Below are 19,712 nucleotides of genomic sequence, written 5' to 3' on the forward strand. Positions count from 1 at the left end.
GACGGACCCGTTCCGCCTCCGCGGTCGCCGGGGCCCGGGGGTCAGCCGTCCAGGCGTCCGATGCGCGTGACGGTCACGACCGCCTCGCCCGCCTCGTCGGAGGCCGCCAGGTCGACGTAGGCATCGATGCCCCAGTCCTTGTGCCCGGCCGGATCCTTGAAGATCTGGCGCACGGTCCACCGCTCGCGGCCCTGCGTGAGGATGAAGTACTCCTGGCCGCGCCCGCCGGGGCCGTCGTCGATGTCCTCGTGCTCGTCGAAGTACTCGTCCATCGCGTCGGCCCAGGCGTCGGCGTCGAACCCGGCGGCGGCGTCCAGCTCGCCCAGCGACTGCTCCTGCTCGTCGGCGAAGAGCTGCACGCGCCGGAACATCTCGTTCCGGACCATCACGCGGAACGCGCGCTCGTTGGAGGTCAGCCGCTCCGGCTCGGGCGGCACGATCTCGTCGCGGTGGTCCTCCGGCATGTCGCCGCGGGACAGCTGCTCCCACTCGTCGAGCAGGCTCGAGTCGATCTGGCGCACCATCTCGCCGAGCCACGCGACGAGGTCCTCGAGGTCCTCGCGCAGCGCGTCCTGCGGCACGGTCTGCTGCAGCGCCTTGTAGGCGTCGGTCAGGTAGCGCAGCAGCACGCCCTCGGAACGGGCCAGCTGGTAGAAGTTCACGTAGTCGGTGAAGGACATCGCGCGCTCGTACATGTCCCGGACCACCGACTTGGGCGCCAGCTCGAAGTCGCCCAGCCACGGGGCTCCGTGGCGGTACGTCTCGAAGTTCTCCTCGAGGAGGTCCGCGAGGGGCTTGGCGTAGGTGATCTCGTCCAGAGCGTTCATGCGCTCGTCGTAGCCGACGCCGTCGGCCTTCATCCGGGCGATCGCCTCGCCGCGGGCCTTCTTCTCCTGCAGCGAGAGCACCTGGCGCGGGTCGTCGAGGGTCGCCTCGACGATGGAGACCACGTCGAGCGCGTACGACGGCGCCTCCCGGTCCAGCAGCTCGAAGGCCGCCAGGGCGAAGGGGGAGAGGGGCTGGTTGAGGGCGAAGTTCTGCGGCAGGTCGACGGTCAGCGCCAGCATGTTGCCGTACTCATCGGGCTCCTGCCGCCGGACGACGACGCCGGTCGCCATGAGCTCGCGCAGGATCCCGAGGGCCTGACGCTGGAGGACCCGCTGGCGCGTGGGCGTCTCGTGGTTCTCGGTGAGCAGCCGTCGGGCCGCGGCGAACGAGTCGCCGGGGCGCTCCAAGAGGTTCATGATCATCGCGTGCGTGATCTTGAAGCTCGAGGTGAGCGGCTCCGGGGTCGCCGAGACCAGCCGGTCGAAGGTCTTGTCGCTCCAGGAGACGAATCCCTGGGGCGCCTTCTTCTTGGGGATCTGCCGGAGCTTCTTGGAGTCGTCCCCGAATTTGGCGACGGCCTTCTCTATGGCCTTCTTGTTCTCGATCACGTACTCGGGCGCCTGCACCACCACCGTGCCGGCGGTGTCGAAACCGGCCCGCCCGGCGCGGCCGGCGATCTGATGGAACTCGCGGGCGTTCAGGGCCCGCATGCGTGTGCCGTCGAACTTGGTCAGCGCGGTGATGAGAACGGTCCGGATGGGCACGTTGATCCCGACGCCGAGGGTGTCGGTTCCGCAGATGACCTTCAGCAGGCCGGCCTGGGCGAGCTGCTCCACGAGCCGGCGGTACTTGGGCAGCATCCCGGCGTGGTGGACGCCGATGCCGTGCCGGACGAGCTTGTTGAGGGTCTTGCCGAACCCGGCCGAGAAGCGGAAGCCGCCGACGAGCTCCGCGATGCGCTCCTTCTCCTCCCTCGTGCAGATCGCCACGCTCAACAGCCCCTGGGCGCGCTCGATCGCGTCGAGCTGGCTGAAGTGCACGATGTAGACCGGGGTCTGGCGCGTGCTGAGGAGTTCCTCGACCTGCTCCTGCACCGGCTGCTCGGAATAGTAGAAGTGCAGCGGGATGGGGCGCTCGGCGTGGGCGACCGTCGTGGTGTGCCGTCCCGTCCGGGCGGTGAGCTCGTCCTCGAACCGCGTCACGTCACCGAGCGTGGCCGACATCAGGAGGAACTGGGACTGGGGCAGCTCGAGCAGCGGCAGCTGCCAGGCCCAGCCGCGCTGCGGATCCGAGTAGAAATGGAACTCGTCCATGACCACGGTGCCGACATCGGCCTGGTCGCCCTCGCGCAGGGCCATGTTGGCCAGGATCTCGGCCGTGCAGCAGATGATCGGCGCATCGGCGTTCACCGACGAGTCCCCCGTGATGAGGCCGACATTATCGGCGCCGAAGATGTCGCAGAGGGCGAAGAACTTCTCGGAGACGAGCGCCTTGATCGGCGCCGTGTAGAAGCTGACCTCACCCCGCGTGAGGGAGTAGAAGTGCGCGGCGACCGCCACGAGCGACTTCCCCGACCCCGTGGGTGTGGCCAGGATGACGTTGTTCCCCTGGACGAGCTCCATGACGGCCTCGTCCTGTGCGGGGTAGAGTCCGATGCCGCGGTCCTCGACCCACCGCAGGAAGGACTCGTAGGTCGTCTCCGGTGTGGCACCGTGGGATCCGGAGGGCAGCAAGTCGATGAGATTCATGGTGCCTCCACCCTATCCGGGCGCGCCCGGGCAGCTACCACCCGCGGGCGCGCCACTCCGGGAGGGACGGGCGCTCGGCGGCGAGCGTGGTCGGGGCGCCGTGCCCGGGCAGGACGACGGCGTCGTCGTACGCGTCGAACAGGCGGCTCGAGACGTCGTCGTACAGCTGGGCGAAGCGGGACGCGTCCCCGCCCGTGTTGCCGACGCCGCCGGGGAAGAGGCTGTCCCCGGAGAAGACGAGGGTCGCTGCCTCGGCGTCCTCGGGCGATCCGGCGGGCCGGTCCCGCAGGACCAGGGCGATGGAACCGGGGGTATGGCCGCGCAGGTGCACGCAGGACAGTTCGAGGTCTCCGACGGAGAGCGTGTCGCCGTGGGCGAGCCGGTGCCCGACCGTGACGGACTCGCTCTCCTCGATCGCGGCGGCGTCGTCCGTCCCGGCGGCCAGCTCGGCACCGGTGGACCGGGCGAGGGAGGCCAGTGCGCGGACATGGTCCCAGTGCTGGTGCGTGGTGGCGATGACCTCGACGCGGGCCGGGGCGGCCGCGTCGCCGGCGCCGGACCGGACCAGGCCCTCGATGGCCGGGGCGTCGGCGGCGGCATCGATGAGGAGTTGGGCGCCGGTGGCCTTGGAGGTCACCAGGTACACGTTGTTGTCCATCTCGGAGACGCTGAGGGTGAGCACGGTGGCGTGCTCGAGGTCGTGGGCGGGGGCGCTGGGGGAGTCCATGCGCTCTTCCTACGCCACGGGTGAGGTTGCTCGCAAGGAGGGGTGATCCGGCACCGCGGACGACACGCCGACGCGGCGGCGACACGCGGCGGGTCCAAGTTGTGGGTGGTGTCTGCACAGGATGTGGACAGAGGGACGCGAACGCCGAGTTCCTGCGGCAGGAATGGCCTCGTTTCTCCACACTGCCTGTGGACCCACGAGCCGTCTAATGACATACTTGTAAGACAAGATCTAGGGGTCGCTCCATGGGGTCAGCACTAGATGTAGTATCGATATCGCGACGGAGCCGAAGCGGATCCGTCCGGCCGAAGGGCCCGGGAATCGGCCCCGACGGACGCAGATCCGCCCCACCGACGACGCGCAGCGAAGCGGCCCACGGCCATCGCGGCAGCACGTCGCAACAGACTTCTCGAGACAACTTCACCAACGAACAGGGACGAAGGGGATTACAGCCATGACCGTCACGGTGTACACCAAGCCGGCCTGCGTGCAGTGCAACGCCACCTACCGCGCGCTGGACAAGAAGGGCATCGTCTACCAGAGCGTCGACATCTCCCAGGACCCGTCGGCCCTGGAGCAGGTCCGCGCGATGGGCTACATGCAGGCGCCGGTCGTCGTGACCGACAGCGACCACTGGTCCGGGTTCCGCCCGGACAAGATCGAGGAGCTGGCCGAGGCCGCAACCTCCGTTGCCTGACGGGCCGACGCAGACCGACAGCCACCTGGTCTACTTCTCGTCGACTTCGGAGAACACCGCGAAGTTCATCGACAAGCTCGGGGTCGAGGCGGCACGCATCCCGCTCTACGGATGGGAGCCGGAGCTGGTGGCCACGGAGCCGTTCGTGCTCCTCCTCCCCACCTACGGTGGCGAGGACGGCAGGCACTCGATCCCGCCGCAGGTGATGCGGTTCCTGAATCGGCAGGAGAACCGGAGCCTGCTCCGAGGCGTCATCGGCGCCGGCAACACGAACTTCGGCTCGGCCTACTGCCTCGCGGCACGCAAGATCTCCGCGAAGTGCGATGTGCCGTTGCTGTACAGGTTCGAACTGATGGGCACGCCAGAAGACGTGGCCAACGTACGTCAAGGATTGGAAGAGTTTTGGAAACACCAGTCGCGGAGTCGACCGTGAACCAGGACGGCAAGGAACTCCCCGCAGCCTGGCAGGGGCTGGGCTATCACGAGCTCAACGCCATGCTGAACCTCTACGACGCCGAGGGGAAGATCCAGTTCGGCGCCGACCGCGCCGCTGCGCGCCAGTACTTCCTGCAGCACGTGAACAACAACACGGTCTTCTTCCACGACCTCGACGAGAAGCTCGAGTACCTGGTCAAGAACGAGTACTACGAGCGCGAGACCCTCGACCAGTACTCCATGAACTTCATTCGCGGGCTCTACAAGCGGGCCTACTCCAAGAAGTTCCGCTTCGAGACCTTCCTCGGCGCGTTCAAGTTCTACACGAGCTACACGCTGAAGACGTTCGACGGCAAGCGCTACCTCGAGCGCTACGAGGACCGGGTGTGCATGGTCGCCATGCACCTGGCCCGCGGCGACGAGGCCCTGGCCGAACGACTCGTCGACGAGATCATCGAGGGCCGGTTCCAGCCGGCGACCCCGACGTTCCTGAACGCGGGCAAGGCCCAGCGCGGCGAGCTCGTCTCCTGCTTCCTCCTCCGTGTCGAGGACAACATGGAGTCGATTGCCCGCGGCATCAACTCCGCGCTGCAGCTCTCCAAGCGGGGAGGCGGCGTCGCCCTCTCGCTGACCAACATCCGCGAGCACGGCGCGCCGATCAAGCAGATCGAGAACCAGTCCTCCGGCGTCATCCCCGTCATGAAGCTCCTCGAGGACTCCTTCTCCTACGCGAACCAGCTGGGTGCCCGTCAGGGCGCCGGCGCCGTGTACCTGCACGCGCACCATCCGGACATCTACCGCTTCCTGGACACCAAGCGGGAGAACGCGGACGAGAAGATCCGCATCAAGACGCTCTCCCTCGGCGTGGTCGTCCCGGACATCACGTTCGAGCTGGCCAAGCGCAACGAGGACATGTACCTGTTCTCGCCGTACGACGTCGAGCGCGTCTACGGGATGCCGTTCTCCGATGTCTCGGTCACCGAGAAGTACTACGAGATGGTCGACGACGCGCGGATCAAGAAGACCAAGATCAACGCCCGCGAGTTCTTCCAGACCCTGGCGGAGATCCAGTTCGAGTCGGGCTACCCGTACATCGTGTTCGAGGACACGGTCAATCGGGCCAATCCGATCGCCGGCAAGATCACCATGAGCAACCTGTGCTCGGAGATCCTGCAGGTCTCGTCCCCGTCGACGTTCAACGAGGACCTGACCTACGAGGTCGTCGGCAAGGACATCTCCTGCAACCTCGGTTCGATGAACATCGCCAAGACGATGGACTCGCCCGACATCGGCCGCAGCATCGAGACCGCCGTCCGCGCCCTCTCGGCCGTGGCCGACATGTCCTACATCGCCTCCGTCCCGTCGATCGCCGAGGGCAACCGCTCCTCGCGCGCCATCGGCCTGGGGCAGATGAACCTGCACGGGTACCTCGCACGGGAGCGCGTCCACTACGGCTCCGAGGAGGGGCTGGACTTCACGAACATGTACTTCTACACGGTGCTGTTCCACGCGCTGCGGGTCTCCAACCAGATGGCGATCGAGACGGGCAGCCCGTTCGGCGGCTTCGAGGACTCCGAATACGCCTCGGGCACGTTCTTCGACAAGTACACCGAGCAGGAGTGGGCACCGAAGACCGAGCGGGTCAAGGAGCTCTTCGGGGACACGCACCTCCCCACCCAGGAGGACTGGCGCGCGCTGAAGGCCTCCGTCATGGAGCACGGCATCTACAACCAGAACCTCCAGGCGGTGCCGCCGACCGGCTCGATCTCCTACATCAACAACTCGACCTCCTCGATCCATCCAGTGGCCTCGAAGATCGAGATCCGCAAGGAGGGCAAGCTCGGGCGCGTCTACTACCCGGCCCCCTACCTCGACAACGACAACCTGGAGTACTACCAGGACGCGTACGAGATCGGGTACGAGAAGATCATCGACACGTACGCCGCTGCCACGCAGCACGTCGACCAGGGCCTGTCCCTGACCCTCTTCTTCAAGGACACGGCGACGACGCGCGACATCAATCGCGCACAGATCTACGCGTGGAAGAAGGGGATCAAGACGATCTACTACATCCGTCTCCGCCAGCTCGCCCTCGAGGGCACCGAGGTGGAGGGTTGCGTCAGCTGCATGCTGTAGTCGCCCCGCGGCAACCAATCGGTACGACGGCGGGCGAGCCCGCCCGCCGTCGTACGCTCAAGACACGAACCCAGGGAAGTCAGGGGAGGACATGACCGATAAGGTCGCGCTGCACGGCCACGTTCAGGCCATCAACTGGAACCGGATCCAGGACGACAAGGACGTCGAGGTGTGGAACCGCCTCGTCAACAACTTCTGGCTGCCGGAGAAGGTGCCGCTGTCCAACGACGTCCAGTCGTGGGCCACGCTCACCCCGGAGGAGCAGACCCTCACCATGCGCGTGTTCACGGGCCTGACGCTGCTGGACACCCTCCAGGGCACCGTGGGCGCCGTCTCCCTGATCCCGGACTCGCTGACCCCGCACGAGGAGGCCGTGTACACCAACATCGCCTTCATGGAGTCGGTGCACGCCAAGAGCTACTCGTCGATCTTCTCCACGCTGTGCTCCACCAAGGAGATCGACGAGGCCTTCCGCTGGTCGCTCGAGAACGAGAACCTGCAGAAGAAGGCGACCATCGTCGAGTCGTACTACCACGGCGACGATCCGCTGAAGAAGAAGATCGCCTCGACGCTGCTCGAGTCCTTCCTCTTCTACTCCGGCTTCTACCTGCCGATGTACTGGTCCTCCCGGGCCAAGCTCACCAACACGGCCGACCTCATCCGCCTGATCATCCGCGACGAGGCCGTCCACGGCTACTACATCGGCTACAAGTACCAGAAGGGTCTGGAGCGGCTCACCGAGGAGCGCCGTCAGGAGCTCAAGGACTACACGTTCGAGCTGCTCTTCGAGCTCTACGAGAACGAGGTGCAGTACACGCACGACCTCTACGACGGCGTGGGCCTGAGCGAGGACGTCAAGAAGTTCCTGCACTACAACGCCAACAAGGCGCTGATGAACCTGGGCTACGAGGCGATGTTCCCGACGTCCGTCACCGACGTGAACCCGGCCATCCTCTCTGCGCTGAGCCCCAACGCCGACGAGAACCACGACTTCTTCTCCGGCTCCGGCTCCTCGTACGTGATCGGCAAGGCCGTGAACACCGAGGACGAGGACTGGGACTTCTGAGCTGATCCCGCTCGCCGCGCCGCCCTCAGCGCCGGCGCGGCGGCCCGGAGGGGCCAGGGGCCGATCGCTTCTTGCGATCGGCCCCTGGCCCCTCCTCGTTGGCGCTACCGTCCCGCGGCCCCACCGGGGTCAACAGCCGATCGGCGAATGCAGCGAGCGCGGCTCCGGCCGCATAGGCGATGGGATCGGTCGCCACGAAGGTAGACCCCAGCACGAGCGCGGCGGGTGGGAACGACGCTGCCAGCTCGCGGGGGAGGGCAGTCAACTGCAGCAGCTCCACCGCGCAGCAGAGCCCCCAGGCCAGGGCGGCGATCGGTAGCGCTCGCTGGTCCGGGCGCACCAGGGCCACGAGCAGATAGACGAGGGCAGCGTAGAGGGCGCCGCCGGCGGCATCTCCGAGCCAGCCGTCGAGCAGGAAGCGCGACGCGAGTCCCAGCGGCACGAGGCCCGCGCCGGCGATCACGAGAGCCGAGCGGCGCCGGAGCCGCCGCGGGGACGATCCGAGAGCGAACATCCGGCCAGCCTAGCGGCGACGCCGAGGCGCGTTTTGCGTTGCGGTGCCGCTTGCGCTGAGATGAGAGACGAGACATGGCACGGTACGGCACGGACCAGGAGAGAAGGACTATGACGCAGACGTCGGCCCAGGAGGCCCTGCCCGAGCTCGCGGTGGGCGACTTCTTCTACCGAGACCTCGGCGACGGCCGCTACCGGTCGACCGTCCACGCCCAGGGCGCCTGGAACCCGCACGAGCAGCACATGGCGCCGGCGACGGGGATCCTGACGCACGCCCTGGAGCGGTTCCAGCCCCGGGACGACATGCGCATGGCCCGCATCAGCCTGGACATCCACGGCATCATCCACGGGGGCGAGTTCGAGGTCCGCACGCGGATGGTCCGCCCCGGCCGGACGATCGAGCTGATCGAGGCCGAGATGGTCGCGCAGGGCCGCACGAGCATCGTCGCCCGCGCGTGGCGCCTGAAGACCGGCGACTCCGCCGTGGTCGCCGGGCTCGAGGACGCTCCCGTGGCGGGACCGCATGATCTACCGGACTGGACCGGAATGAGTGTGTGGCCGGGCGGGTACATCGAGTCGCTCCAGTTCCGCGTGGCGCCCGGCGGGCAACGTCCCGGCCGGGGCGTCGTCTGGATCCGCAACGAGCTGCCCATGGTCGACGGGCACGAGACCTCGGCCCTGACGCATCTGATGGGCATGGTGGACACGGCCAATGGCGTGGCTCCCCGCGCCGAGCCCGGACCGGGCTCCTGGATGTTCCCCAACGTGGACCTCCAGATCCACATGCACCGCGCCCCGGTGGGCGAGTGGCTCGGACTGGAGTCACAGCAGACCTACGGGACGGACGGGATCGGGCTGACGTCCGCAGTCCTGCACGACGAGCAGGGACCGTTCGGGCGCAGCGAGCAGATCCTGACGGTGCGCCCCCTGGGCTGAGCCCGTTCTCGGACCGAGCCGGCTCCGGCCCTGATCTCTGGCGTCCTAGGCGCCGAGTTCCGCCAGACGCCGTTTCACGGCAGGCTTGGGCATCGGCTCGAAACCTGCCTCCAGGTAGCGCCGGCGCACCGCGCCCTCCGCACGGAACAGGGCCCATCCGCGCTTGAGCAGGAACGGGAGCGGCTTGCGCCGCTCGGACACGTCCCGGACCAGACGGCGCACTGCCGTGAGCAGGCGCGGAGTATCCACGTAGATCGCTTCGACGGGAACTCCCTGACGCCTCAGCGGTGCGAGGACGAGGTCGCCGAAGATCCCCTCGGCGACCACGGGGCCGCCGTCGAGCGCCACCAGCGAACGCCCCCGGTAGCTCGACGTCGCCAGTGAATAGTCAGGGACCTGTGTCTCGCCCGTCTCCAGGAGTTCGACGATCGCGCCGACCGCCGAGGAGGTGTTCCAGGTCCCCGGGTGGTCCCAGTCCACCTCGCCGTAGGAAGTCATCGGCAACGGCGACTCGGCCGTGTGCTCCGCGAGCTCGCGGTAGAAATTGTCCAGCACCACGTGCGGACGGCCATAGCGCGCGGCGAGGTAGGACTTCCCGGCGCCGGAGGCGCCGCCGAGCAGGACGAGTGGTTTACCGGGCGTTTGCACAGCGTCCATCCTAGAATCAGATGCATGACTGTTTGGAATCCCGGGGTTGTCGGACCGCTCACGATCGTCCGGGATTCCGCATCCGGCGACCCGGAGCGTGATCTGCTGGGCGGTGTGGACCTGCTGCAGGCGGTGCGCAGCGGCCATCGCGGCCCGACCCTGCGCATCTACCGCCCGGCCCCCACGATGGCCTTCGGCCAGCGGGACGTGCGCCTGGAGGGCTACGACGACGCGGTGCGGCTCTCGCGAGCCGCTGGGTTCGCGCCGGTGGTCCGGAAGGCAGGCGGACGCGCCGCCGCCTATCACCGTGGCACGCTCATCGTGGACCACGCCGAGCCGGCGGGCGAGGCGATGCTGGGGCACCAGGCCCGGTTCCAGCAGCTGGGCGAGCTCTACGCGGAGGCCTTGCGGTCCCTCGCCGTCGATGCCCGGGTCGGGGAGATCCCCGGGGAGTACTGTCCGGGTGACTTCAGCGTGCACGGGCGTCCGCCCGCGTCCGCGCCAGGCGGCCCGGTGAAACTGGTCGGCACCGCCCAGCGAGTCGTCGCCGGCGCGTGGCTCTTCGCCTCGGTCTTCGTGGTGGAGGACTCCGAGCCGCTGCGGCGGGTGCTGACCGACGTCTACGATGCGCTGGCGATGCCGCTGGATCCGGCGACAGTCGGCTCGGTCGACGACCTGGTGCCCGGCGTCACCGTCTCCCACGTCGAGGACGCGCTCCTGAGCGCCTACGCGGCCCACCTGCCGCTGGCGCTGCCGACCGGCGCCTGAGAGGGCGACCGGCCGGCAGCAGTCGGGCGCCGGGTTCAGTGACCCCGGTCGATCCAGTCCTGGACGTTGGGCGCCTCGTCCCCGATCCGGGTCGTGTCGCCGTGGCCGGTGCGGACCACCGTCTCCTCGGGCAGGCCGAGGAGACGCGTCCGGATCGACTCCACGATCGTGCCGAAGTCGCTGTAGGACCGTCCCGTCGCTCCCGGGCCGCCGTTGAACAGGGTGTCGCCGGAGAAGACGGTGCCGAGGGCAGGGGCGTGGAAGCAGGTGGATCCGGGGGAGTGGCCCGGTGTGTGCAGGGCGATCAACTCGGTCCCAGCCACCTCGAAGCGGTCCCCGTCAGCGATCTCGTGATCGGGTCGGGTGCCGGGGAAGACGGCCTCCCAGAGCATCTGGTCGGCGGGATTCATCCAGATCTCGGCGCCCAGCTTCTCGGCGGCCGAGCGCGCGTGACGGATGTGGTCGTCGTGCCCGTGCGTGAGCAGTACGGCCTTGACGCTGCGGTCGCCGACGGCGGTGGCCACGGCGTCGGCGTCGTGCGCGGGGTCGATCACGATCACCTCGGCGTCGTCGCCGACGATCCAGACATTGTTGTCGACGTCCCAGGTGCCGCCGTCGAGGCTGAACGTCCCTGACGTGACAAGGTTCTCTACGCGTGCAGTCATGGCTAGACCTCCTGGCTCGCGGGCAGTTCGACGACGGAGCGCAGCACCTTGCCGCCGTGCATCTTCTCGAAGGCGGCCTCCACATCGGTCAGCTCGATGCGCTCGGTGACGAACGCATCCAGATCGAGCCGGCCGAGCCGGTACTGGTCCACGAGCATGGGGAAGTCGCGGCTGGGCAGGCAATCGCCGTACCAGGACGACTTCAGCGAGCCGCCGCGGCCGAAGACCTCCAGCAGCGGCAGCTCGATTTTCATGTCGGGGGTCGGGACGCCGACGAGCACGACGCGGCCGGCGAGGTCGCGCGCGTAGAACGCCTGCTCGTAGGTCTCCGGGCGGCCGACGGCCTCGATGACGACGTCGGCGCCGAATCCGCCCGTGAGCTCGCGGATCGCCTCGATCGGATCCTGCTCACGCGAGTTGACCCCGTGGGTGGCGCCGAGCTTCTTGGCCATCTGGACCTTCTCCGGGTCGATGTCCACGGCGATGATCGTCGTGGCACCGGCCAGGGCTGCGCCGGCCACCGCGGCGATGCCCACGCCGCCGCAGCCGATGACGGCAACCGACTCGCCGCGCTTGACCTCGCCCGTGTTGATGGCCGCGCCGATCCCCGCCATGACACCACAGCCGAGCAGACCGACGGCGGCGGGATCGACGTCGTCGTCCACCTTGGTGCACTGGCCCGCGGCGACGAGGGTCTTCTCCGCGAAGGCGCCGATGCCGAGCGCGGGGGAGAGCTCCGTGCCGTCCTCGAGCGTCATCTTCTGGGTGGCGTTGGCTGTGTCGAAGCAGTACTGCGGCTGGCCCTTGGCGCAGGCCCGGCACTGGCCGCAGACGGCGCGCCAGTTCAGGATGACCCGGTCGCCCACGGCGACCTCGGTGACGCCCTCGCCCACCTGGGAGACCACGCCGGTGGCCTCGTGGCCGAGGAGGTATGGGAACTCGTCCCCGATCCCGCCCAGTTTGTAGTGCAGATCCGTGTGGCAGACACCGCAGGTGAGGATGTCCACCACGGCCTCTCCCGGCCCCGGATCCGGGATCACGATCGTCGTGAGCTCCACGGGTGCGTTCTTGGCTGTGGCGACGACGCCCTTGACCTGCTGAGGCATGTGCTCTCCTGGATTCTTCGTGCATGGAAACGGTGGCGTCCTTCGCAGGACGCCACCGTCATCCAATCACGGGCGGGAGAGGTGTGCGCAAGAGGTTCCGCGACCCGGACACGGCCTCCGAGACGAGAGCTCACCAGAGGCGAGCCGGCTCTGGACGAGCTACGCGCCGAGACGCGAGCGGACCTCGTCGATCCGGGGGTTGGTGGCCGCGGACCCGTCCGGGAAGATCAGGGTCGGGACGGTCTGATTGCCGCCATTGAAGGACTCGACGATCTCCGCCGTACCGGGCGTCTCCTCGATGTTGACCTCGCGGTACTCGATGCCCTCGGCATCCATCATGCGCTTCAGGTTGCGGCAGTAGCCGCACCAGGTGGTGGTGAACATCGTGACGCCGGCGGCGGGGATGTACTCGTTCAGTGCAGATTCGCTCATGTCTCTCTCAACCTTTCCGAGGGGCGACGTATTTCCTGTGACCGCTGGACAGCCTACCGTCGCCACGCCGACGGGGGCCGAGCAGGCGGTACGGCGCGCACGGTGTCCGTCCGGTCGGGCACACCAGGTGACCACGTGAGTGCTGCGGCGTCCACTCCTACAGCGCTCACCCTGCCGACGAGGGCACAAAAAAGACCCCGGAGAACCTTGGTTCTCCGGGGTCCGAATGTGCGCGGAGGGGGACTTGAACCCCCACCCTCTATCCGAGGACTAGCACCTCAAGCTAGCGCGTCTGCCTATTCCGCCACCCGCGCAGGTGATGTTTCCGCAAGTCAGAAGTCGGTTAGGACTCGTTTCCGTGCGTTTGCAGCGAGAAATACTCTAACACCACTTCGGGGCGTTGACCAATTCGGCCGGAGTGTGGCGTCCGTCGCTACGCTGGAGGCAGTCCCAGCCGCCCAGAAGGAGTCGCCATGAGCAACCTATCCGCGTCCGAGGTCACCGCCGAGGACGAAGTGGTGGACATCTGCCGCAATCTCATCCGGATCGACACGTCCAACTTCGGCAACAACGATTCCCGCGGCGAGCGCCGGGCCGCCGAGTACGCCGCCAGCCTGATGGCCGATGCCGGGGCCGATCCGCAGATCCTCGAGTCCTCGCCCGGACGGGCGAACGTCGTCGCTCGTGTCGCCGGGACCGACTCGAGCCTGCCGGCGCTGGTCGTCCACGGCCATCTCGACGTCGTCCCCGCGCAGGCGGCCGACTGGAGTGTGGATCCCTTCTCGGGGGAGATCTCGGACGGCATGGTGTGGGGCCGGGGCGCCGTGGACATGAAGGACATGGACGCGATGATCCTCTCGGTCATGCGGCACATGGCACGGATCGGCGAGCGCCCCCGTCGAGACATCGTCTACGCGTTTTTCGCGGACGAGGAGGCCGGGGGCGACTACGGCGCGGGGTGGCTGGTCGAGAAGCGCCCCGAGCTCTTCGCGGGGGCTACCGAGGCGATCAGCGAGGTGGGCGGGTTCTCGTCGACGATCAATGGTCGCCGCGCCTACTTCCTGCAGACCGCCGAGAAGGGGATCGCGTGGCTGCGGCTGGCGGCGGCGGGCCGGGCCGGCCACGGCTCGCAGATCAACGACGACAACGCGGTGACCCGGCTGGCCAACGCCGTGTCCCGCATCGGCTCGCACGAGTGGCCGATCGAGTACACGAAGACGACGCGCGCGTTCCTCGAGGGCGTCTCCGAGCTGACGGGCGTCGAGTTCGACGAGTCGGACCCGCAGGCGCTGCTGGACCAGCTGGGCACCGTGGCCCGTTTCGTCGGGGCCACCCTGCAGAACACCTCGAATCCCACCGCGCTGACCGCCGGGTACAAACACAACGTGATCCCGGGGACGGCGGAGGCCCTGATCGACTGCCGCACCCTGCCGGGCCAGGAGGAGGTCCTGCGGGAGACGATCCGCCGGCTGGCCGGCCCGGGCGTCGACGTCGTGGCCGACCACGAGGACATCTCGCTCGAGGTCCCCTTCTCGGGGGATCTCGTCGAGTCGATGATCGACGCGCTCGGCGCGGAGGACCCGGACGCCGTCGTGCTGCCCTACATGCTCTCCGGCGGGACGGACAACAAGTCGCTGGCGCGGCTGGGGATCACGGGCTACGGATTCGCGCCGCTGCGGCTGCCCGCCGAACTGGACTTCACGGGGATGTTCCACGGCATCGACGAGCGGGTCCCGGTGGACTCGTTGAAGTTCGGCACGCGCGTCCTGCACCGCCTCCTGCAGTCCTACTGAGCCCTCCTGCAGACCTATCGAACCCCGGTCCGGCAGATCGACTGCGCGCACCGCCACACCGAGAGGACTCCTCCGTGAAGCATCTGGAAGCTCCCGACCACGTGAGCGACGTGCTCCCGGCAGATCTCCTGGAGCGCATCCGCGAGCGCGCGCCGAGCTACGACCGCGAGAACCGCTTCCCCGACGAGGACTTCGCCGAGCTCGCCGCGGCCGGGTATCTGAAGGTGCTGCTCCCTGTCTCCGACGGCGGGTCGGGCTGGAATCTCGGAACGCTCGCGACCGCTCAGCGCCTGCTGGCCGCCCACGCGCCGGCGACCGCGCTGGCGGTGAACATGCACCATGTATGGGCCGGCGTCGCACACATCCTCGGTGCCCGCGGCGACGACCGCCTGGGCTTTGTGCAGGAGTGGATACGCGACGGGCACGTCATGGCGTTCGGGATCTCCGAGCCCGGCAACGATCAGGTCCTCTTCGACTCCCTGACCGCCGCGGAGGAACACGACGGCGGCGTCCGGCTCACCGGACGCAAGATCTTCACCTCGCTGTCGCCGGTATGGACGCGGCTGGGCGTCTTCGGGAAGCTCGGTGCCGGGGAGGAGGCGGAGCTCGTCCACGGATTCGTGGACCGCGCTGATCCCGGCGTCTCCACGGGCGACGACTGGGACACGCTCGGGATGCGGGCGACGCAGTCGAGCTCCACGCGTCTCGAGGGTGCCTTCGTTCCGGGCGAGTGGCTCCATACAAGGCTCCCCGTGGGCCCGCAGCCCGATCCGCTGATCTTCGGCATCTTCGCGTCGTTCCTGACCCTGACGGCGTCGGTCTACACGGGGCTCGCCGACCGGGCGCTCGAGCTGGCGGCGCAGGTGCCGGCTCGACGGACCTCGCTCAAGCACGGGACGACACTTGACCGCGACCCGGACATCCGCTGGCAGATCGCCCACGCCGGGATGGACATCCTCGCGCTCGACGCCCTGATCCGGCGGACGACGGCGGATCTGGACGGACTGGTGGACCACGGCGCCGGCTGGTTCCCACGCCTCGTGACGCTGCGGACCCGCGCCGGCGACACGGCGCGATCGACCGTGGAGACGGCTCTCAAGGTCTCCGGGGGAGGGCAGTACTTCCGCGGCAGCGAGCTGGAACGCCTGTACCGGGATGCCCTGGCCAGCCTCTACCATCCCTCGGACGCGGAGTCCGCCCACGGGACGGTCGCAGCCTGGCTGCTCGGTCCGCTCGCGTAGACGGCGACGCGGCCGGGACGTGTCCGCTCGGGGGTCAGTACACCGTCAGCGTGCGCTCGACGCGCATGATGCGCCGGCGGAGCCAGTACTTGTGCACGCCTCCGCGGTACTTCGACGAGCGTTTGAGCTCCCACTTCCCATACTCGGCGTGCTCGACGATGGCGCGCCGGGCCTCCGCGAGCGACTGGCCGGGCTGCACCGTGACGATCAGGTACTCGTACGGCTGGTGCGGATCGCGGACCCTCTCCGCTCTCGGCAGCGGGGTCGGCGGCTGTGTCGGATGCTTCATGGTGAGGCCACCATACTCCGCGGGGCGGCCGTGTCGAACACCCCTGCGGCGACTGATCCGACCCTCTCCACGGCTTGTCCCCGAGCGGCCCGGAGGCCCCTACCCACAGCCTGCTGCAGGCGGTAACGTTCTGGCCATGACCACCGATCCGCGAGTTGCACTGGAACTGCTCAAGTCAGCGCTGGACGAGCACCTGACTGCCATCGTTTCTCGGCGCAGCGATGCCGATCCCGCCGTCGAATCCGCCTTCTACGCGGTCGCCGACGCGTTCGAGGCATACGAGGACGCGCTGTACGACGCGTACGAGGAGGTCACGCCGCTCGAGCTGTACGACGATGACGAGGATGCGGACGACGAGGATGCGGAGGAGGACGCCGACGCCGAGGAGGGCTCGGAGGGCGGCGGCTCTCAGCCGACGGGTTGACCCGGGGCCTGCCGTGAGTGGCACCACGGGCTGAAATGCGGCGACATCGCCGACCCCTGAACGGGGGCGGGGCGTTCCTCCAGTAGGGTCGTCTCCGTGACTTGGATCGAAGCCATCATTCTCGGCCTGGTACAGGGCCTGACCGAATTCCTGCCGATCTCCTCGAGCGCCCACGTGCGCATCGTGGGGGAGTTCCTGCCCAATGCGCAGGACCCGGGGGCGGCCTTCACGGCCATCACCCAGCTGGGCACCGAGGCGGCCGTCGTCATCTACTTCTGGAAGGACATCGTCCGGATCGTGAGGGCGTGGGCGCTGTCCCTCGTCGGCCGCGTGGCGCGGAACGACCCGGACGCGCGCATGGGCTGGCTCGTGATCATCGGCAGCGTCCCGATCGCCGTCCTGGGCCTGTTCCTCGAGGACTACATCGACACGACGTTCCGGAGCCTCTGGATCACTGCCACGATGCTGATCGTCTTCGGTATCTTCCTGGCCCTCGCCGACGCGCTCGGCCGCCAGAATCGCGAACTGGACCGACTGACCTACAAGCACGGCATCATCTACGGCCTCTTCCAGGCGCTCGCCCTCATCCCCGGCGTCTCCCGCTCCGGTGGAACCATCACGGGCGGCATGATGCTGGGGTACACCCGCGAGGCGGCCACGCGGTACGCGTTCCTGCTGGCCATCCCCGCCGTCGTCGCCTCCGGCTGCTACAAGCTGGCAAAGTCCCTCGGGCCGGACGCCGTCGCCGGCCCGTATGGGCTGGCGGAGACCCTCGTCGCGACCGGTGTCGCCTTCGTGGTGGGCTACGCGGTGGTCGCCTGGCTGCTGCGCTACATCTCCACGCACAGCTACCGCGCCTTCGTCTGGTACCGCATCGCGCTCGGACTTGCGATCTTCCTCCTGCTGGGGCTCGGGATTATTCAGCCTGTCTAAACGCTTGAACCGTGGGGAGCCCTCTGCGCTCCCTCGTTCTCCCTGTCGAAAGGACACCCTGTGCACGCCTGGCCGGCCCCCGCTGTGCCCACCCTGCCCCGACCCGGCGACGCCGCCGGGGACATCTCGCTGATGGACTCGGCCCGCCGCGAGGCCGTGCCCGTGCCCGCCGGGGAGCGCGCCGGACTCTACGTCTGCGGCATCACCCCCTACGACGCGACGCACATGGGGCACGCCGCCACGTACGTCGCGTTCGACCTGCTGCACCGGCTGTGGCTCGCCGAGGGGCGCGAGGTCACCTACGTCCAGAACGTGACCGACGTCGACGACCCGCTCCTCGAGCGCGCCGCGGCGACCGGGGTCGACTGGCGCGACCTGGCAGCGGACCAGGTCGAGCTGTTCCGCGCCGACATGGAGGCCCTGCGCGTCCTGCCGCCGCACCACTACGTGTCCGTCGTGGAGACGGTGGACCTCGTGGTCGACGGCGTCGAGGCGCTCCTGGCCGACGGCGCCGCGTACCGCGTGCCCGGCGGGGGAGGCGAGCCCGACGGCGACGTCTACTTCGATTCCTCGTTCGCCGTGGACGGCTGGCGGCTCGGCGACGTCAGCGGGTACGACCGCGCGACGATGCTGTCGCTCTCCGCCGAGCGCGGCGGGGACCCGGACCGCCCCGGCAAGCGCGACCCGCTGGACCCGTTGCTGTGGCGCGTGGAGCGGCCGGGGGAGCCCGCCTGGGACGGGAGGACGCTCGGCCGTGGCCGCCCGGGCTGGCACATCGAGTGCTCGGTCATCGCCCGGCACCACCTGCCGGCGCCGTTCACGGTCCAGGGCGGCGGCAGCGATCTCGCCTTCCCCCACCACGAGTTCTCGGCCGGGCACGCCAGCGCTCACGACCACAGGCCGCTGGCGGAGCTCTACGTCCACACGGGGATGGTCGGCCTCGACGGCGAGAAGATGAGCAAGTCCAAGGGCAACCTGGTCCTCGTCTCCCGCCTGCGGGAGCGCGGCGTGGATCCGATGGCCGTCCGTGCAGTCCTCCTCGGCCAGCACTACCGGACCGACTGGTTCTGGACGGACGAGCTGCTCGCCGACGCGGAGGCCCGCCTGGCCGCCTGGCGCCGGCGCAGTGCGACGGCGTCCCCCGCCGAGGTCTCCGAGCTCGCCACCCACCTGCGCGATCGGCTGGCCGACGACCTCGACGCCCCCGGTGCCCTCGACGCCCTCGACGCGTGGGCGGCCAGCGCCCCGGAGGCGCAGCGGGGAACGGCCACGACGGAGCTCGTCGACACGGTCGACGCGCTGCTGGGCCTCCGGCTCTAGCTCGTGGTCCAGGCGCTCGGACCGCGGTCAGCGCGCTAGGGCCGCGGCGGACGGCCGCCGTCGCCGCGGCCGTCCTCGCGGCGCTTCAGGTACCGCTCGAACTCGCGGGCGATCGACTCCCCGCTCGCCTCGGGCAGTTCGGCGGCGTCCTGCGCCTCCTCGAGCTGCTTGACGTAGGCGGCGATCTCCGGGTCTTCGCCGGCCAGCTCGTCGACGCCGCGCTCCCAGGCCTCCGCATCCTCGCCGAGGAGGTGCAGGTCGACCTCGATCTCCAGCAGGTCCTCGAGGCGGCGCAGCAGCGCGTAGGTCGCCTTGGGCGAGGGGGACTGGGCGACATAGTGCGGGACGGCGGCCCACACGGACACCGTCGGCAGTCCCGCGGCCTCCGCCACGGCCGCCAGGACGCCGACGATGCCCGTGGGCCCCTCATAGCCCGGGGCGTCGGCCCCGAGCCCCTCGCGGACGGTCGCGTCGTCGCTCGTGACGCTCAATGGCACGGGGCGGGTGTGCGGCGAGTCCGCCAGGAGCGCCCCGGTCAGCACCACCGCCTGCACGTTCTGGGCTTCGGCGAGCGTGAGCAGCTCCGCGCAGAAGGCCTTCCACCGGTACGTCGGCTCTACGCCGCGCACAAGCAGCAGGTCGTGGCCGCGATCCGGCCGGGCCGCGCGGAGGACGCGGGTCGTCGGCCACTGGATGACGCGCTGGCCGGCGCTCGTGCGCCGCACCGACGGACGGGAGAACTGGTAGTCGTAGTAGTCGTCCTCGCCGATGGTCGCGATGGCCTCCGCGCCGAGTTCGCGCTCGAGGAGGGCGACGGCGTCGCTCGCCGCGCTGCCGGCGTCGTTCCAGCCCTCGAAGGCGACCAGCATGATGGCCGGCCGCTTCCCGGACCCCGGCTCCCCGCCGGAGTCCACGGACGGCGTCCCGAGCTCGGTCAACAGGGCGAGCAGCGATTTTTCTCCCACGTCACACACACTAACGCCCCAGCGAGCGGCGTAAAGGTGTGT

20 protein-coding genes and 1 tRNA gene are annotated in these 19,712 nt (G+C 68.9%); 11 read left to right on the forward strand and 10 right to left on the reverse strand.

Going from position 1 to position 19,712, the window contains the following annotated elements; translation table 11 throughout:
* Window positions 1–41: 41 nt before the first annotated feature.
* Window positions 42–2,576: a DEAD/DEAH box helicase gene (locus ABD784_RS01730; protein ID WP_344879054.1), complete on the reverse strand. Its 2,535-nt coding sequence runs from the start codon at window positions 2,574–2,576 to the stop codon at window positions 42–44.
* 34 nt (window positions 2,577–2,610) lie between these two features.
* Window positions 2,611–3,303 (reverse strand): MBL fold metallo-hydrolase, encoded by a 693-nt coding sequence (locus ABD784_RS01735; RefSeq protein WP_344879058.1) that lies wholly within the window; start codon window positions 3,301–3,303, stop codon window positions 2,611–2,613.
* A gap of 454 nt (window positions 3,304–3,757) precedes the next feature.
* Between ABD784_RS01735 and nrdH the strand changes: the two genes are divergently transcribed.
* From nrdH to nrdF, 4 genes are all read left to right on the forward strand, one after another.
* A complete protein-coding gene (nrdH, locus tag ABD784_RS01740; protein WP_309079717.1) occupies window positions 3,758–4,000 on the forward strand; it encodes a glutaredoxin-like protein NrdH in 243 nt (80 codons plus the stop codon).
* Window positions 3,993–4,433, forward strand: a complete 441-nt coding sequence (gene nrdI / locus ABD784_RS01745; protein WP_344879061.1) for a class Ib ribonucleoside-diphosphate reductase assembly flavoprotein NrdI — start codon at window positions 3,993–3,995, stop codon at window positions 4,431–4,433. The genes nrdH and nrdI overlap by 8 nt, the downstream gene beginning before the upstream one ends.
* Window positions 4,430–6,571 (forward strand): class 1b ribonucleoside-diphosphate reductase subunit alpha, encoded by a 2,142-nt coding sequence (nrdE, locus tag ABD784_RS01750; protein ID WP_344881241.1) that lies wholly within the window; start codon window positions 4,430–4,432, stop codon window positions 6,569–6,571. The genes nrdI and nrdE overlap by 4 nt, the downstream gene beginning before the upstream one ends.
* Window positions 6,572–6,662: 91 nt before the next feature.
* Complete coding sequence (gene nrdF, locus ABD784_RS01755; protein WP_344879064.1) at window positions 6,663–7,637, forward strand: class 1b ribonucleoside-diphosphate reductase subunit beta; 975 nt, start codon at window positions 6,663–6,665, stop codon at window positions 7,635–7,637.
* Between the two features lie 25 nt (window positions 7,638–7,662).
* Here the strand turns inward: nrdF and ABD784_RS01760 are convergent, their stop codons facing one another.
* Window positions 7,663–8,151 (reverse strand): ribosomal maturation YjgA family protein, encoded by a 489-nt coding sequence (locus ABD784_RS01760; protein WP_344879067.1) that lies wholly within the window; start codon window positions 8,149–8,151, stop codon window positions 7,663–7,665.
* A gap of 110 nt (window positions 8,152–8,261) precedes the next feature.
* On the opposite strand from ABD784_RS01760, the gene ABD784_RS01765 reads away from it, so the two are divergent.
* Window positions 8,262–9,086: a thioesterase family protein gene (locus ABD784_RS01765; RefSeq protein WP_344879070.1), complete on the forward strand. Its 825-nt coding sequence runs from the start codon at window positions 8,262–8,264 to the stop codon at window positions 9,084–9,086.
* Window positions 9,087–9,131: 45 nt separating this feature from the next.
* On the opposite strand, the gene ABD784_RS01770 is transcribed toward ABD784_RS01765, so the two are convergent.
* Window positions 9,132–9,734, reverse strand: coding sequence for a uridine kinase family protein (locus ABD784_RS01770; protein WP_344879073.1), 603 nt, complete (start codon window positions 9,732–9,734; stop codon window positions 9,132–9,134).
* 24 nt (window positions 9,735–9,758) lie between these two features.
* Between ABD784_RS01770 and ABD784_RS01775 the strand changes: the two genes are divergently transcribed.
* Entirely contained in the window at window positions 9,759–10,502 is a 744-nt protein-coding gene (locus tag ABD784_RS01775; protein WP_344879076.1) for a lipoate--protein ligase family protein, read from the forward strand.
* Window positions 10,503–10,537: 35 nt separating this feature from the next.
* Here the strand turns inward: ABD784_RS01775 and ABD784_RS01780 are convergent, their stop codons facing one another.
* The 4 genes from ABD784_RS01780 to ABD784_RS01795 all read right to left on the reverse strand — a co-directional run bounded on the left by ABD784_RS01780 (window position 10,538) and on the right by ABD784_RS01795 (window position 13,019).
* Window positions 10,538–11,167, reverse strand: coding sequence for an MBL fold metallo-hydrolase (locus tag ABD784_RS01780; RefSeq protein ID WP_344879079.1), 630 nt, complete (start codon window positions 11,165–11,167; stop codon window positions 10,538–10,540).
* 2 nt (window positions 11,168–11,169) lie between these two features.
* Window positions 11,170–12,273, reverse strand: a complete 1,104-nt coding sequence (locus tag ABD784_RS01785; protein ID WP_344879082.1) for an S-(hydroxymethyl)mycothiol dehydrogenase — start codon at window positions 12,271–12,273, stop codon at window positions 11,170–11,172.
* A 159-nt stretch (window positions 12,274–12,432) separates the two neighbouring features.
* Entirely contained in the window at window positions 12,433–12,705 is a 273-nt protein-coding gene (locus ABD784_RS01790) for a glutaredoxin domain-containing protein (protein WP_344879085.1), read from the reverse strand.
* A gap of 229 nt (window positions 12,706–12,934) precedes the next feature.
* Window positions 12,935–13,019 (reverse strand) — tRNA-Leu (locus ABD784_RS01795).
* A gap of 159 nt (window positions 13,020–13,178) precedes the next feature.
* Between ABD784_RS01795 and ABD784_RS01800 the strand changes: the two genes are divergently transcribed.
* Together ABD784_RS01800 and ABD784_RS01805 are read left to right on the forward strand one after the other, a co-directional pair.
* On the forward strand, window positions 13,179–14,498 hold the full coding sequence (locus ABD784_RS01800) for a M20/M25/M40 family metallo-hydrolase (RefSeq protein ID WP_344879088.1): 1,320 nt from the start codon (window positions 13,179–13,181) through the stop codon (window positions 14,496–14,498).
* 74 nt (window positions 14,499–14,572) lie between these two features.
* The gene (locus ABD784_RS01805; RefSeq protein ID WP_344879091.1) at window positions 14,573–15,739 is read left to right on the forward strand and encodes an acyl-CoA dehydrogenase family protein; all 1,167 of its coding nucleotides are present in this window, start codon (window positions 14,573–14,575) and stop codon (window positions 15,737–15,739) included.
* Between the two features lie 34 nt (window positions 15,740–15,773).
* On the opposite strand, the gene ABD784_RS01810 is transcribed toward ABD784_RS01805, so the two are convergent.
* The gene (locus ABD784_RS01810; RefSeq protein ID WP_344879093.1) at window positions 15,774–16,028 is read right to left on the reverse strand and encodes a DUF5703 family protein; all 255 of its coding nucleotides are present in this window, start codon (window positions 16,026–16,028) and stop codon (window positions 15,774–15,776) included.
* A 136-nt stretch (window positions 16,029–16,164) separates the two neighbouring features.
* Between ABD784_RS01810 and ABD784_RS01815 the strand changes: the two genes are divergently transcribed.
* The 3 genes from ABD784_RS01815 to mshC all read left to right on the forward strand — a co-directional run bounded on the left by ABD784_RS01815 (window position 16,165) and on the right by mshC (window position 18,705).
* Window positions 16,165–16,452: a hypothetical protein gene (locus tag ABD784_RS01815; protein ID WP_344879096.1), complete on the forward strand. Its 288-nt coding sequence runs from the start codon at window positions 16,165–16,167 to the stop codon at window positions 16,450–16,452.
* A 96-nt stretch (window positions 16,453–16,548) separates the two neighbouring features.
* A complete protein-coding gene (locus ABD784_RS01820; RefSeq protein WP_344879099.1) occupies window positions 16,549–17,385 on the forward strand; it encodes an undecaprenyl-diphosphate phosphatase in 837 nt (278 codons plus the stop codon).
* 60 nt (window positions 17,386–17,445) lie between these two features.
* The gene (gene mshC / locus ABD784_RS01825; protein WP_344879102.1) at window positions 17,446–18,705 is read left to right on the forward strand and encodes a cysteine--1-D-myo-inosityl 2-amino-2-deoxy-alpha-D-glucopyranoside ligase; all 1,260 of its coding nucleotides are present in this window, start codon (window positions 17,446–17,448) and stop codon (window positions 18,703–18,705) included.
* A gap of 35 nt (window positions 18,706–18,740) precedes the next feature.
* Here the strand turns inward: mshC and ABD784_RS01830 are convergent, their stop codons facing one another.
* Window positions 18,741–19,646 (reverse strand): PAC2 family protein, encoded by a 906-nt coding sequence (locus ABD784_RS01830; protein ID WP_344881244.1) that lies wholly within the window; start codon window positions 19,644–19,646, stop codon window positions 18,741–18,743.
* Window positions 19,647–19,712 lie beyond the last annotated feature (66 nt).

Source organism: Zhihengliuella alba (assembly GCF_039538765.1).
In the GTDB taxonomy this organism is placed as follows: Bacteria; Actinomycetota; Actinomycetes; order Actinomycetales; family Micrococcaceae; genus Zhihengliuella; species Zhihengliuella alba.

Excerpts from the sequence above, each read along its gene's own strand:
- ABD784_RS01730 (WP_344879054.1), bottom strand. The coding sequence starts at position 2,576 with ATGAATCTCATCGACTTGCTGCCCTCCGGATCCCACGGTGCCACACCG.
- ABD784_RS01735 (WP_344879058.1), bottom strand. The coding sequence starts at position 3,303 with ATGGACTCCCCCAGCGCCCCCGCCCACGACCTCGAGCACGCCACCGTG.
- nrdH (WP_309079717.1), top strand. The coding sequence starts at position 3,758 with ATGACCGTCACGGTGTACACCAAGCCGGCCTGCGTGCAGTGCAACGCC.
- nrdF (WP_344879064.1), top strand. The coding sequence starts at position 6,663 with ATGACCGATAAGGTCGCGCTGCACGGCCACGTTCAGGCCATCAACTGG.
- ABD784_RS01760 (WP_344879067.1), bottom strand. The coding sequence starts at position 8,151 with ATGTTCGCTCTCGGATCGTCCCCGCGGCGGCTCCGGCGCCGCTCGGCT.
- ABD784_RS01765 (WP_344879070.1), top strand. The coding sequence starts at position 8,262 with ATGACGCAGACGTCGGCCCAGGAGGCCCTGCCCGAGCTCGCGGTGGGC.
- ABD784_RS01775 (WP_344879076.1), top strand. The coding sequence starts at position 9,759 with ATGACTGTTTGGAATCCCGGGGTTGTCGGACCGCTCACGATCGTCCGG.
- ABD784_RS01780 (WP_344879079.1), bottom strand. The coding sequence starts at position 11,167 with ATGACTGCACGCGTAGAGAACCTTGTCACGTCAGGGACGTTCAGCCTC.
- ABD784_RS01785 (WP_344879082.1), bottom strand. The coding sequence starts at position 12,273 with ATGCCTCAGCAGGTCAAGGGCGTCGTCGCCACAGCCAAGAACGCACCC.
- ABD784_RS01790 (WP_344879085.1), bottom strand. The coding sequence starts at position 12,705 with ATGAGCGAATCTGCACTGAACGAGTACATCCCCGCCGCCGGCGTCACG.
- ABD784_RS01800 (WP_344879088.1), top strand. The coding sequence starts at position 13,179 with ATGAGCAACCTATCCGCGTCCGAGGTCACCGCCGAGGACGAAGTGGTG.
- ABD784_RS01810 (WP_344879093.1), bottom strand. The coding sequence starts at position 16,028 with ATGAAGCATCCGACACAGCCGCCGACCCCGCTGCCGAGAGCGGAGAGG.
- ABD784_RS01815 (WP_344879096.1), top strand. The coding sequence starts at position 16,165 with ATGACCACCGATCCGCGAGTTGCACTGGAACTGCTCAAGTCAGCGCTG.